This is a genomic window from Paenibacillus chartarius (assembly GCF_042432825.1).
Taxonomy (GTDB): Bacteria; Bacillota; Bacilli; order Paenibacillales; family NBRC-103111; genus Gordoniibacillus; species Gordoniibacillus chartarius.
In genome coordinates this window covers 70,832-84,025 of the sequence record NZ_JBHLWN010000068.1, presented here as the reverse complement: position 1 = coordinate 84,025, position 13,194 = coordinate 70,832, and the positions used below count along the sequence as shown (strand labels likewise).

13 protein-coding genes are annotated in these 13,194 nt (G+C 57.0%); 5 read left to right on the top strand and 8 right to left on the bottom strand.

Annotated elements, in window-relative coordinates; genetic code table 11:
* Positions 1–10 precede the first annotated feature (10 nt).
* Genes ACFFK0_RS16915 through ACFFK0_RS16905 form a run of 3 tightly spaced genes read right to left on the bottom strand, consistent with a single transcriptional unit; the run spans position 11 to position 3,857 of the window.
* A complete protein-coding gene (locus ACFFK0_RS16915; protein WP_377471447.1) occupies positions 11–931 on the bottom strand; it encodes a polyprenyl synthetase family protein in 921 nt (306 codons plus the stop codon).
* Positions 928–1,578: a response regulator transcription factor gene (locus ACFFK0_RS16910; RefSeq protein ID WP_377471446.1), complete on the bottom strand. Its 651-nt coding sequence runs from the start codon at positions 1,576–1,578 to the stop codon at positions 928–930. The genes ACFFK0_RS16915 and ACFFK0_RS16910 overlap by 4 nt, the downstream gene beginning before the upstream one ends.
* Entirely contained in the window at positions 1,575–3,857 is a 2,283-nt protein-coding gene (locus ACFFK0_RS16905; RefSeq protein ID WP_377471479.1) for an ATP-binding protein, read from the bottom strand. Before ACFFK0_RS16905 ends, ACFFK0_RS16910 begins: the two co-directional genes overlap by 4 nt.
* A gap of 124 nt (positions 3,858–3,981) precedes the next feature.
* Here ACFFK0_RS16905 and ACFFK0_RS16900 point away from each other — a divergent pair, with 124 nt between their 5' ends.
* Both ACFFK0_RS16900 and ACFFK0_RS16895 read left to right on the top strand, forming a co-directional pair.
* Positions 3,982–4,158 carry a hypothetical protein gene (locus ACFFK0_RS16900; protein ID WP_377471445.1) on the top strand — a complete coding sequence of 59 codons (177 nt, stop codon included), beginning with the start codon at positions 3,982–3,984 and terminating at the stop codon, positions 4,156–4,158.
* Between the two features lie 154 nt (positions 4,159–4,312).
* Positions 4,313–4,630: a YtpI family protein gene (locus ACFFK0_RS16895; RefSeq protein ID WP_377471444.1), complete on the top strand. Its 318-nt coding sequence runs from the start codon at positions 4,313–4,315 to the stop codon at positions 4,628–4,630.
* Here ACFFK0_RS16895 and ACFFK0_RS16890 read toward each other — a convergent pair.
* A complete protein-coding gene (locus ACFFK0_RS16890; protein ID WP_377471478.1) occupies positions 4,621–5,934 on the bottom strand; it encodes a DRTGG domain-containing protein in 1,314 nt (437 codons plus the stop codon). The two genes, ACFFK0_RS16895 and ACFFK0_RS16890, sit on opposite strands and share 10 nt — an antisense overlap.
* Before the next feature lie 190 nt (positions 5,935–6,124).
* On the opposite strand from ACFFK0_RS16890, the gene ACFFK0_RS16885 reads away from it, so the two are divergent.
* Entirely contained in the window at positions 6,125–6,730 is a 606-nt protein-coding gene (locus ACFFK0_RS16885) for a hypothetical protein (protein ID WP_377471443.1), read from the top strand.
* Positions 6,731–7,124: 394 nt separating this feature from the next.
* Here the strand turns inward: ACFFK0_RS16885 and ACFFK0_RS16880 are convergent, their stop codons facing one another.
* Positions 7,125–7,403, bottom strand: coding sequence for a hypothetical protein (locus ACFFK0_RS16880; protein WP_377471442.1), 279 nt, complete (start codon positions 7,401–7,403; stop codon positions 7,125–7,127).
* A gap of 411 nt (positions 7,404–7,814) precedes the next feature.
* Positions 7,815–8,831 carry an oxidoreductase gene (locus ACFFK0_RS16875; protein ID WP_377471441.1) on the bottom strand — a complete coding sequence of 339 codons (1,017 nt, stop codon included), beginning with the start codon at positions 8,829–8,831 and terminating at the stop codon, positions 7,815–7,817.
* A gap of 85 nt (positions 8,832–8,916) precedes the next feature.
* Between ACFFK0_RS16875 and ACFFK0_RS16870 the strand changes: the two genes are divergently transcribed.
* Positions 8,917–9,273: an aminoacyl-tRNA hydrolase gene (locus ACFFK0_RS16870; protein ID WP_377471440.1), complete on the top strand. Its 357-nt coding sequence runs from the start codon at positions 8,917–8,919 to the stop codon at positions 9,271–9,273.
* 65 nt (positions 9,274–9,338) lie between these two features.
* A complete protein-coding gene (locus ACFFK0_RS16865) occupies positions 9,339–11,192 on the top strand; it encodes a transglycosylase domain-containing protein (protein ID WP_377471439.1) in 1,854 nt (617 codons plus the stop codon).
* Here ACFFK0_RS16865 and ACFFK0_RS16860 read toward each other — a convergent pair.
* Complete coding sequence (locus ACFFK0_RS16860; protein ID WP_377471438.1) at positions 11,167–12,441, bottom strand: sensor histidine kinase; 1,275 nt, start codon at positions 12,439–12,441, stop codon at positions 11,167–11,169. The genes ACFFK0_RS16865 and ACFFK0_RS16860 overlap by 26 nt on opposite strands.
* Complete coding sequence (locus ACFFK0_RS16855; protein ID WP_377471437.1) at positions 12,438–13,136, bottom strand: response regulator transcription factor; 699 nt, start codon at positions 13,134–13,136, stop codon at positions 12,438–12,440. Before ACFFK0_RS16855 ends, ACFFK0_RS16860 begins: the two co-directional genes overlap by 4 nt.
* Between the last annotated feature and the right edge of the window lie 58 nt (positions 13,137–13,194).

Sequence of the window (13,194 nt, the reverse complement as noted above, 5' to 3'; positions counted from 1 at the left end):
CCCCAACGCTCTATGCGTTCAAATTTAACAATTCGCGGAACCTCTCTCTCCATGCATCGCTGACCGGAAGCCGGGCCAGCAGCGGCTCAGCCTGCTCGCGATAGAGGTGCTGGATCGCCCGCGTATATTCGATGCAGCCGGAGCCGGACACATACGCCGCAATGTCCGGCTGCAGCTGCAGGAACCGTTCGACGGACATCCGCCCTTCGTAATAATCGAGAAGCCCGGGAAACTCCTCGGCGCTGCCCCGCAGCAGGAACAGGGTCGCGATCGTCTTCTTCCGGCCCAGCAAGTCGCTCTTGACGTCGAACCGGAGCACGTCGTTCAGATCGTTCTCCAGCTGCGCAATCATTCCGGCACAAAGCGCCAGCTCGTCCATCGTACTGACAACCGAAGGATCCAGAGGCGGATCTACAAGCGTATACCCCAGCATGCAGGCGAGCCGATACAACGAGCCGGATTTGCGTGCGGCCATCTCCACGTATTCGTCCTCCGAGCCGATGTTCCCATCGATGTCGCGCTGCTGGCCGTTCACCGATTCCGCCAGCATTCGCCCGAAGCTCGCCAGCGCTTCCGCTCCGCGCCCCTCCCCGGCCGCCAGCTCGACGGCAGCGAGGGCGTACAAGGCAAGCACGGCGTTCAAAGCGAGCGCCCGCGGAGACTGCATCCATACGGCGTTCACATTGTCTTCGTCCTGCAGGTCGTCGACAATGTCCAGGGCAAGCAGGACAAGCTCCGCCACCGCGGTCCGGTGTGCAATCCGCTCAGAGGCACCGCCGAACATCCGGTAAGCCGTATCGGTCAGTTCTCCCCAAATCGACCGCTCCTCCTGCTTGAGCTTCACCGCTGCACGAAGCAAGCCGTTCAAGGGCTCATCGGGGAAATGCGCATCAATTAATGCGGACAAGGCATTCACAACGACTGACTTCATTTTCCCGCCCCACCAACCTCATAATAATATTTGCTGTGAACGAACCGCTCGATCGCCTGCGCCCGAAGCCGAACCCCCATTTTGTCGAAAATTTTCCGCTGATAGTTGTCCACCGACCGCCTGCTAATATGCAGCTTCTGCGCTATCTGCTCCAGCGTAGCTCCCCGCACGAGCATATTCATGAGCTGTACTTCTTCCTCGGCAAGCTCATAATCGGCCTCAGGCACGGGATTGGACAGCAAGCTCTTCGTAAAGCTGCGCGGCAGCACGAAATGGTTGTCCATGATGCACGCCAGCATATGCCCGATCGTGGTATGCTTGGTTTCTTTAGAGATGACACCGCTCACTTCCAGCTCCAGGAACCTGTGCATCAGCGCCGACACATCGACTCCTGTGAAAATGACCACATGCGTCTTCGGCGATACTTCCTTAATCGCAGCGGCAAGATCGCTTCCCTCTTGATCCGGCAGCTGGTAATCCAGCATCACAAGGTCGGGCATGAACCTTACGACCAAGTCCAAACCGGACTTCCCGTCGTGAGCGACGCCCAGCACCTCAATTCCTTCCAGCTGCTCGAGCAGCTGCTTCGTGGCTTGCGCCATAAGCGGGTGATCGTCTACGACAATGGCTCTCATCGAATTCATCATGCCGTCATTCCTTCCCTTATCGGTATTGTGACTATGAAGGTAACGCCCGTTCCTGTCGATGTTTGCAGCTCAAATTTCCCATTCATGGAGAAGATGCGGCTCTTGATCTGATCGATTCCCCTGCCGGAAGTACCGATATCCGCAACCGCCATCTGCTTGACATCGAATCCGATGCCGTTGTCCTCGTATTCGATCCGGATCGCACTAGGAGAGCCATACAGCTCAAGCCGGATACGGGTCGCCCGGGAATGCTTCTTGGCGTTGTTGACGAGCTCCTGAATCATCCGGAAAATGTGCCGTTTCGTATCGAGATCCTGCTGTTCAATGAATTCCGCACCGCCCGTCCGGAAGCCGATTTCAAACGGTGAGACCGGCGCCTCGAATTCGACCAACCGCCGTACCGTATGAACAAGGCCGATCTCCTTGAGCATGTACGGATGAAGCTCAAAGCAGCTTTGCCGCAAATTAACGTTGATAATATCGATGTAGTCGAGCAGTCCGTCCATCTGCTTGCGGTCGTTCGCGGTAAATGCGTATTTCTCAAGCAGGGCATTCAGCCGCTGTTTCAGGAAAAACAAGTCCTGCATCGTCGTGTCGTGCAGGTCGGTGGCGATACGCGTACGCTCGCGCTCCTGCAAATCGAACATCATTTTGCGGAACCAAACCAGCTGCTTGGCCGCATCCTCGTTCGGCAATTGCAGAGCCAGCTGTCCAAGCTTCATCGTCAGCTTCCGGATCAGGTACACGTTCTCGAGACTTACCGCAAGATACGAAGTAATCAGCTTCAGCCATTGCAGCTCCTCCGTACTGAGCAGCGTCCCCGTCATTTTCCGGGAAATAATCAAGTAGCTGGTGTACTCCTCGTTGCGGTTAATTTTGATAAGGGAATAGTTCTCTTGATCGGCTTCTCCGTCTGCAAGTACGAGCGCCTCAGCCTCCCTAGGGTCGATCGCTCCTTCGCTGATTGTCTCGAACTCATCGTCATACTTGAACACGATCGCTCCGCCGAATACCTGCAGCGTCGAGACGATATCGACGAGAATGATGCCTTTCAGATCGTGAAACGAAGATATCGATTGAAGCTTTGTCGAAATATTTATCAGGGCGATTTGCAGCTGATGCTTGCGCGGAAACAGCAGCGGCTGCAGCTTTGTCGTAAAATACTCAAAAGAGTACAGAACGAAGGTGAAGCTGGCCAGCAGCATCAGAAATACGACAGACGTGCCGCGCCAAGACGTTTCGGCCGGCAGGAGCAGCCGGTACAGCAAAGCCAGGACAAAGCTCGGCAGCAGCGAAACGAACAGCACCAGCGCAATTCTTCGGACGATAAGTTCCATATCGTAGAGCTTCTTGGCCACGATTAAGTATGCGAACGTTACAGGCAGGACGAAAATAAACCAGGACATGTAATAGGAATACACCCATTCCTGCCCGAACAGCACATCAGGCAAGAAGGAAAAGAAGGTGATCGGAGCAAACGAGACGGCCATGCCGAACCAAATCGTCGATACCATTAACGAGACATGGGACCTGTTGCGCCGGTGCTTCCAGTAAATGCCGAATAAGAAAACGAGATTGACGACAAGACCGACGATGAAAAATGCAAAGACCATGCTTACGACAAAGTTGTAGATAGTATTGGTATAAGGGCTGTCAAAAAAATAAAAGGACATTAGTGCCACAATGGCGGAGACGGCCCCCCATACGACTCGCTTCCCTTTGAAGGTAAGCTTTAGCCCGCCCTTCTCGTTAAGCAATACGATCAAAAATTGCAAAAACACGATCGGCAATACCATTACCGATGCATGGATAAGCAGCTTGCCGAAGGGGTCCCCGCGAATGGAAGCCGGAAAGCTCAGAAAAGCTAAACTGATATTTATAAATACATAGGCAAGATGACGGGCCGAGAGCGACCTCGGCAAAGCACGAATCAGCAGTACGGCGCCGGCCAGACAAAGCAGCTCGATGACTACCGGGGATACATCCTCTGGAATCCAGGATGGGCTGGATGTCGTATCCAAATGGATCGGCACCGTACCGCTCCGAATCAAATCTACCGAATCTACTTGATCCAGCGATCGCCAACGGATTACGGAGAAATACTTCCCAGGATCGATACCGTTTACGGATACGATCTGGTCCCCATATTTCAGCCCGTCGGGAGATACGTTCGAACTCAAGGAAAAATCGGTGATGACCCAGGCTCCCTGTTCATTCGGCGACACGACGATCTTCAAAGGCCAGTGGGAATAAATGAGGTAGATGCTCCAAAGATTCATAAACAAAAAAGAAAGCACGAAAATAACTGTAATTATTTTCCTTTTCAGTGAGGATTCCCCCTATTACCCTTCTCACATTTCATGGTATAACAATAGTAAATAAATTGAAAGAGAGGGTATTTCTATGAAACCTACTTGGTCCAATGATCTGTATCATGCCGTTAAAAACGCGAAGCAAAATCAAACGGAACGCAGCACGAAACCGGTGTCTGTCGCCTCGCTGTCCGTGTCTGAACAAAACGCAGTATTGAAAGCGTTTAAACAGAAAAACGAAACAGCTCCATCGCAAGGCTGGTACTAATTTTTCGTGAACAATCCCTTTTCCCCAGCGGATTTCCGCTGCAGGGAAAAGGGATTTTTTTGGTTTCCAACCCACATGTGCCCTCATTGCAATTTGGAGCGGAAACCGCTACAGTAAAAAGCAAACCGTTCCATAGAAAGTGTTGTGATCCGTTATGTTAACGATTCAAGTAATTCTGCTCTGCATCATTGTGTTTACCGTTGCGCTCTCGATCGGCCTCAGCATTCGCATGCGGCGGGAGCTAGACCCAGGCAAGCGAGGGCTGTACAATTCGCGTCTGAACATCTCCATGGGCATTATGCTCATCAGTATCGCTGTCTCCCAGTTGTTTTTCTTCAACGATTCCAATCTGCGAAGAGTATTCGGGACCGTATGCCTGCTTCTGGGGCTGTTCAATCTGTTCGCCGGCATTCGCAATCACGGCATCTATACCCGCTTGCTCGAGCAGCCGAAGAAACAGCATCAGCCCTGATCGATGACCTGGGCCGTCAGCATCGCCTTCGAAACAAGCGCTCCGGCGTGGTAAATCCCGACGTCGATCTTGCCGAACTTGCGGCTGACCTCCAGAACGGTCGGCCGTATTTCGATTTCGGAGTCGATCTGCACAGGCTTGATGAAATAAGTCGACATGTTGTCCATCACCAGGTCGCCTTTCTTGAACTCCTGCACAACCCGATACGCCGCCTGCGTCATCAGCGTCGTCAGCACCCCCTCCGATACGGTGCCGAGATGATTCGTCATTTGCGGCGTGATCGTTCCCCGGTACACAAGCCTTCCCTTCTCGTCGCGCCCTTCCTCGAGTCCGGACCAGATCAGCTCTTCAAACGTCTCGCCGTTCTGCGGCTGCTTCTGGATATATTGCAGAGCCTTCAATACGTCGATCCGGTTAATGACACCGAGCAGCTTGCGGTTGGTATCGACGATCGGCAGCAGCTCGAGCCCCTCCCAAACCATCATATGCGCCGCCGAAGCGACCGACGTATGCGGCGTGACGGTGAGCGGATTGCGCGTCATCAGCTTGTCCACCGTCTGATTCGGCTCTGCGCCGACCATATCCTTCGGCGTCACGATGCCGATGACCCGGTTCCACTCGTCGACGACCGGATATCGGCTGTGTCCGGTGTCGTCCAGAAGCTTCTTCCAGTCGCTCCACGTGCTCGTCGTCTTTAGCGAGAATACATCGGCCTCCCCCGCCATGATGTCCTCGATCAGCATAATTTTTTTCTTGATAAGCCGGTCGTAGATCGCCCTGTTGATCATGGATGCGACCGTAAACGTATCGTAGCTGGAGCTGATAATCGGCAGCTCCAGCTTGTCCGCGAGCTCCTTCACCTCGTCGGACGTATCGAAGCCGCCGGTAATCAGCACGCTCGCTCCGTGCTCAAGCGCACCAAGATGAGCCCGGAAGCGGTTGCCGACGATCAGCAAGCTCCCCGGCTCGATATATCGCATCATCGCGTCCTGCTGCATCGCGCCGATGACGAATTTATGCAGCATCTTGTGCAGGCCGCCCGCTCCCCCCAGTACTTCCCCGTCGACCATATTGACGACCTCGGCGAACGTCAGCTTGTCGATATTTTGCCGCTGCTTGCGTTCCACCCGAACGGTGCCGATCCGCTCCTTCGTTGATACGAGCCCGAGATTTTCGGCCTCTTTAATGGCGCGGTACGCCGTGCCCTCACTGACCTGCAGCATCTGGGCGATTTTGCGGACGGATATTTTGGTGCCCAGCTTGACGCTTTCGATATATTTTAAAATTTGTTCATGCTTCGTCATCACTTCAGTCGTATTGCTCGAATCCAACTGTGTCACCTCTTCAATGCTTTCTGTATTAATCTGTAGTATACAACCTTTAAAAGATTTAAGAAAGCGAAGGTTCAAAATTGACCTTTGTTCAAGTAGAATGGTAGGAGATTGGATGCTGGCACTGCTCAGCATGTAAATACTCATTATTAATGGAGTCATTATGAACGGATTTCCTCTCTCTTGCCATTTGCTGGAGGCCTGCCAATGGTTCGCCATCCTGATGCTGGCGCTGGCAGTATTTCGGCTGAAGCTTGCGCAATTCTGGCCGCATAACGCTATATCGGTCCTGCTTGTCAAGGGGATATCTCTGCTGGCCGGCTTGTTCCCGCCGCTTGTTTCCCATATTGTGCCGATTCAATTCGCCCTGTTCTTTGTCGCTCTGTACAAGTTTTATCGATTCAGGCCTCTTTACGCCATGACGATAGCGGTGATCGGCGGCTTCGTGGCGCTGCAGTCTACGGCGTTGAAATACTACTTGATATCCATAATCACATCATCCCCGCTGAACTTCAGTACGGACGGCTTGCCCTGGCCCCAGCTGCATAACGTCTTCACGCTTGTATTCATCGGAGGCACAATGCTGCTGACATGGGTATTGTGCAAATACAGGCTGGGCTTCACGTTTGTGAGCGTATCCGACTCCGGAACCAAACGAGGGAACCGTCACTTTATAGCACCGCTGATCTTGTTCCTGATCATCATTTTCGCGATGCCGCTGCAAAGAGAGTCCAGTATGCCGTATTTGCCTGTCATGCTGACGGCATAACGCTGAGCCTCGTCATGCTGCTTGCAGCCGCTTACCGCAAGGAGATGGAAGATTTTTGAGGGCAGTGTGTGAGGGACAGTTGTGAGGGCAGTGTGTGAAGGGCATATGACCGGCAGCTATGCGATTCCAGCCTGAAGCAATGAGCCTTTTACAGAAGGAATGCTGTAATTGTTGTGCAGATTTTGTGTTTGCCGGCTTCCCTCTATTCGATTAGGGCGGAAACGGGCAGCGTGAGGCGCAATACCGTGAAGACAGTTTGAAAGGCACCATATGTACCGTATGTACGAAGTACAGTAGGTCTGTCGGCACCGCCGCATAATGAACAGACATTTTTCCTGATGTGTAGAAGAATAAAGGCGCCACCCTCCGTTGGTCCGGAGAGCGGCGCCTTCTCTTATTTGCGGAACTGCATCACTTTGCGCTTGCCCTGGAGCGTTTGCTCGAGCTGCCACTTTTTCATCCGCTTGATACGGGACAGCTCCTTGCGGGTTTCCTCGTCGACGCCGAGAATTTCATGCAGATGGGCGGCGACGATCAGCAGCGCAAGTCCGATCCAAACGGCGCCGAATACGGCTGCCGTCGAGATGCCTTGTCCGAGCTCAAGGCGGGGCACAGCGTAGAAGAGCATCCCGAGGGCGAGGCTCATGTAGATGATGTTCCTGAATCCTTTCATCGCAGCGTTCACTCCCTTTGGTCCTTAGGGCAGCGCAGGTATGCCGCTACGGCATCCGCGCAGGCCCGTATAGTCCAAGGTATGCGTGTCCCGCTTCGGATATGACCTCGACGCTGCGTTTGGCGAGCGGTTGGGCAGAGCCGGTAGAGGCGATTGGCGCCGCTTGATGAGCGATGAGTGGAGGTGCATTTGCGGCGGTGTTTGGTTGCGTGCGCGTTGAGTCGCGTTGTGCCGCGTTGTGCGGAACGGCAAGTGCGGTTGCATGCGGAACCGCGTATGCGGCGTTGTGCAGCACCGCGTATGCGGCCGCGTACGGGGGGAGCAGCACGGCATGTGCAACTGCGTTGCGGCACCGCGCTTACGGCCGCATGTGCCGCTGCTTGCCGCCGCATACGGCCCGACGCGTTCGCGTCAACCGCCGATTTTGACCAGAAATCGGCCCTGCGCGCCGCCGGCCAGCAGCGTCCCGAACGCTTCCGGCAGCTGCTCGAGACCGATCTCGCGGTGTACGAGCAGGTCCGGACGCTGCGGCTTCAAGTCGGTGCCGAGCCGCTCCCACAGGCGGAGACGGAGCGGCATCGGACAATACACGGAATCGATGCCGAGCAGGCTGACGCCCCGCAGGATGAACGGGTAGACGGTGGCCGCGAAGTCGGCGCCGCCGGTCAAGCCGCTGAGCGCGACCGCGCCGCCGTAGCGGATCGCGCCGAGCAGGGCCGGCAAGGAGGCCCCGCCGACGGGGTCGACGGCGCCGGCCCACTGCTCCTTGCGGAGCGGACGCTTGTCCCCGGCATCCGGGGACAGCGCCTCGCGAGCAAGGACGGTTTGGGCGCCGAGCTCGCTGAGATATGCGTGCGCAGGCGCCTTGCCCGTGACGGCCGCGACGGCGTAGCCGCGGGCCGCCAGCATCGCGACGGCGGCGCTGCCGACGCCGCCGGTCGCGCCGGTGACGAGCACGGGCGCGTCGCCGTCCTGCGGGCGCAGCCCGTGCTCTTCGAGGCGGTGCAGCGACAGCGCCGCCGTGAAGCCCGCGGTGCCGAGCAGCGCCGCGTCGCGCAGCGAGAGGCCGGCGGGCAGCGGCACGAGCCAGTCGCCCGGCAGGCGGGCGATCTCGGCAAAGCCGCCGTAATGGCCGGTGCCGAGCTCGTAGCCGGTCGCGAGCACGGCGTCTCCTTCGCGGAAACGCGCATCCCGCGAAGCGATGACGATGCCGGCCAGATCGATGCCCGGCACCATCGGGTACGAGCGGACGACGCGCCCGTTCGGCGAAGCGGCCAAGGCGTCCTTGTAGTTGACGCCGGACCATGCGACGCGGACAGTTACGTCCCCTTCCGGCAGCTCGTGCTCCGCCAGCTCGCGCAGCTTGCCGGTAACGCTTCCATTATCAGCGTTGCGGGTGACGACGAATGCTTTTCCCATTGCGCTCATCTTGTTCAACTCCTTTAGTTCGAATCGTCGTACAAGCAGTATATACTGTAAGGTAGCATTAAATCACTTACGAGGAGATGGGACGATGAAAGCCGATGCTCTCGATATGGTTCAATATTACGTAGTGAATGAGGAACTGCCCATGTCCAAGGGCAAAATTGCCGCCCAAGTCGCACACGCCGCCACAACGCTGACCCTGCATATTTTGCTTGATCCCGAGGGCGATCACCGCGCATTTCAGCAATGGCTCGAAAGCGGCCAGAAAAAAATCGTGCTCCGCGCAGCGGAAGCCGACCTGCTCCGGCTCGTCGAGTCCGGCTACCTCTCGATCCGCGATGCGGGCCATACGGAAATCGCCGCCGGCTCGCTGACGGTTGTCGTCCTCCCTCCCATGGAGAAGAGCGCTGCGCAAAAAGTCGTGTCCGGGTTCAAATTGTTGTAGCCGACGCACCTATACCTTCTTGGCTCTGCGAATACATTATAGCGCTGACAAGGAGGTAAGGTCGAATGACAGCTTGGAAAATAAACCGCATCGGGAAAATCGCCGCATGGTCGGCCGGAGCGTGCGCTCTCGGCATCGCTTCCGCCTGCATAGCCGGTTACGTATATATTCGCAGCCTGGACGTGTCGACACTAGACCAGCCGCTGCCCGAGCCGACGCTTGTGCTCGACCGCTATGGCAAAACCGTGTCGCAGCTGTCCGCCTCGCGCATTGAGCCCGTGTCGATCGCGCAGCTGCCGAAGCCGCTCGTCGATGCGGTACTCGCCGTCGAGGATCAGCGTTACTTCGAGCATACGGGCGTCGATCTAAGAGCGATAGCCCGGGCGCTCGTGCGGGACGTGATGCGCGGCGGCTATTCCGAGGGCGGCAGCACGATTACGCAGCAGCTAGCGAGACATGCATTTCTGGGTGCAGACAAGACGCTCATGCGCAAGCTGCGCGAAGCCGCCTATGCAATCAAGATCGATATGACGTACGACAAAATCGAAGTGCTGGAGCTTTACCTAAACAGCATCTATTTCGGCGAAGGCAGCTGGGGCATACAGAGCGCGGCTAAGGTGTACTTCGGGAAGCCGGCGAAGGAGCTGACGCTTCCCGAAGCGGCGATGCTCGCCGCCCTGCCGAAGGCGCCGAGCCGGTATTCGCCGCTGCAGAACGAGGCGCAGGCACTGGAACGGCGCAATACCGTGCTCGCCCTAATGCGGGAGCAAGACCGGATTTCGGCGGCGGAATACGAGCGGGCGTCGGCCGCGCCGAGCGGTGTCGTCCGTGAGCCCCGCAGCGACAATCCGCAGGGCCGTTATCCGGCCTATGTCGATGCCGTACTAGCGGAAGCGATCGAGCGGTACGGCTTTTCCGAGGAGCAGCTGCTGACCGGAGGTTTGCGGATTACGACCGAGCTTGATCCGAAGATACAGGATGCGGTGCTGGACGTATACCGCACCGACAGCTTGTTCCCGCCGGGAAAGCCGGACCAGCTGCTCCAGAGCGGCGCCGTCGTACTCGACCATCGCTTCGGAGCTGTCCGTGCGGTGGCGGGCGGCCGCGGACAGCAGGTGTTCCGCGGCTTCAGCCGCGCCACCCAGCTGAAGCGCCAGCCCGGCTCGGCCTTCAAGCCGATCGCCGTATACGGTCCGGCGCTGGAGAAGGGCTATACGCCGGAATCGCTGCTCTACGACGGACCGCTTGACATCGGCGGCTACAGGCCGCAGGACTGGGATCACGGTTCCCGGGGACAGGTGACGATGCGCGAGGCGGTCGTCTCCTCCTGGAACGTGCCTGCCGTCTGGCTGCTGCATGAGATCGGCATCGACAGCGGCCTCAGCTTCGCGAAGCGGCTCGGCATACCGCTGCCGAAGCAGGACCGCCAGCTCGGCATTGCGCTCGGCGGTTTGTCGGAGGGCGTATCGCCGCTGCAGATGGCCCAGGCCTACGGCGCGTTCGCCGCAGGAGGCGTGCTCGTTCAGGCGCACACGATCGCCAATATCAAGACGAAAGACGGCCATCTGCTCGTCAAAGCGAACGTTCAAGGGCAAGCCGTCATGAAGCCCCGAACCGCAGCGTCGATAACCTCTATGCTGCAGGAGGCTGTCACCCGCGGGACCGGACGAAACGCGGCGATGAACCGTCCGGCTGCCGGCAAATCCGGTACGACGCAGCTGCCGGATACCCCCGAGTTTCAAGGCCTGGACGGCAATGCCGCCAAGGACGCCTGGTTCGTCGGCTATACGGCGGAACTGACAGCCGCCATTTGGCTCGGCTACGACCGAACCGACCGCAACCACTACTTAACCACTTCAGGCGGCCATGTGCCGGCCATTTTGTTTCGGGAAATCATGCTGCGGGCAGCCGAATCGTAAACGTCGTCCCTTCGTCCACCACACTGTCGACTGTAATGTTTCCGTCATGAAGCTTGACCAGCTCCTTGACGATGGCAAGGCCGAGACCGGTGCCCTTGTGCTGGCCGGAGCGGCTGGGGCCCCGGCCATAGCTGCGGCCCTGGTCGACCTTGAAGAAGCGCTCCCAGATGAGCTCACGCTCGCTCTCGGGAATGCCCCGGCCCGTATCCTCGACAGAAATTCGAACGAACGCTTCCTCCCGGCAAGCACGCAGTACGATTCGTCCCCGCTCCGTAAATTTCACCGCATTTTTGACCAAATTGTTCAAGATTTGCTCAATCCGGTCGTAATCCGCATTTACCTTGGGCAGTTCGTTCTCCACCTCCACCTCGATTGAGGTGCCTTTCTCCTCCGCCTCAGGGCCGAATTTGAAAGCGGCATTATGCAGAATAGGTCCGATTTTGAGGGGAACCCGGACAAGTCCGACCTCTTGATTTTCAAGCTTGATCAGGTCCATCAAATCGTCGACCAGCCGATTCATATGCAGCGTCTCATTGTAAAGAATGTCGTAATACCGCTGACGGCGTTCTTCGTCGATGAGTCCGTCCTGCAGCGCCTCCAGGAAGCCCTGCATGGCGGTCAGCGGAGTCCGCAGCTCATGCGACACGTTGGCCAGCACATCCATACGGATTTGTTCGGAACGCTTCTTCTCACGGTCGATTTGCTCCAGCTTCTCCGCCATCCGGTTAATGGTCACGGCAAGCTCCCCTATCTCGTCCTTGGAGGAGATGCGAATCCGCTCCCCGTACCCTCCCATGCCGATCCGCGCCGCCGTACGGTCGATCGTCTGCAGCGGCCTGGAGATCGACCACGAAAGGAATGAGGCGATGACGACCGAAATCGTCAAGCCGAGCAGCGTCGCCCACAGCACCGTTTCCCGCACGCTGCGGATCATCTCCTGCATGCCCTTCACCGGAGCGGAAAGCACGATGCCGCCATTCGCATCAAACAGCAGCACCCGGGCGTCATACGACTGGTCGAAGAACATAAGCGCTTCCCGAATGCCGGCTTGATTCATCGGTCCCACTTGCTGCAGCGCGAGATTGACTTTCTTAGCCTGCCGCAGCAGCTCGTCTTTCTTCGTATTCGTTATGAACGATTGGGTCATGAGTGCAATCATCAGTCCAACGGCGCACAGCCCCAGCAGCACGGTGAAAATAAAACTAAACAGCAGCCGCCGGAATATGCTCTTGCGGATGCCGAATATCATGCGTCCACCTCGAACTTGTACCCGATCCCCCACACCGTATGAATGCAATCGCGGCCGAAATCGCTGAGCTTTTGCCGAACCTTCTTGATATGTACATCGACCGTCCGAATATCGCCGACGAAATCGTACCCCCACACCTGCTCGAGCAGCTGATCGCGGCTGAACACGAGTCCAGGCGATCTGGCCAAGAACGCCAGCAGATCGAATTCTTTCGGCCGGAAGCTGATTTTTTCGCCGCGTACGACGACCTCCCGCCGATCCAGGTAGATGGCGACACCGTCATACTCGAGGCTCGTTCTTGGCTCTTCCTCACCGGGCGGCTTCTTCGGCAGCATGCGCCGAAATATCGCCTTCATCCGGGAGACGAGCTCGCGCGGGCTGAACGGCTTCGTCATGTAATCGTCGGCGCCCAGCTCGAGGCCGAGCACGCGGTCGAATTCGTCCCCCTTAGCCGTAAGCATAATGACCACACAGTCATACAGCTTGTTGATTTCACGGCAGGTCTCATAGCCGTCTATGCCCGGCATCATCACGTCGAGCACGACGACGTCCACCGGCTGCTTCTCGAGAAGGCGAAGTGCCTCCGCACCGCCACCGGCCTCGAACAATTCGATTTGATGCTGCTGAAAATAAAGCCGGATAATTTCCCTCACGTTCGGATCGTCGTCCACAATCAGCACTTTCCACCCGTTCATGGCAATCACACCTCCAACCGAATTTTGGGTCCACCTTACAATATTCGGACATGTTTTC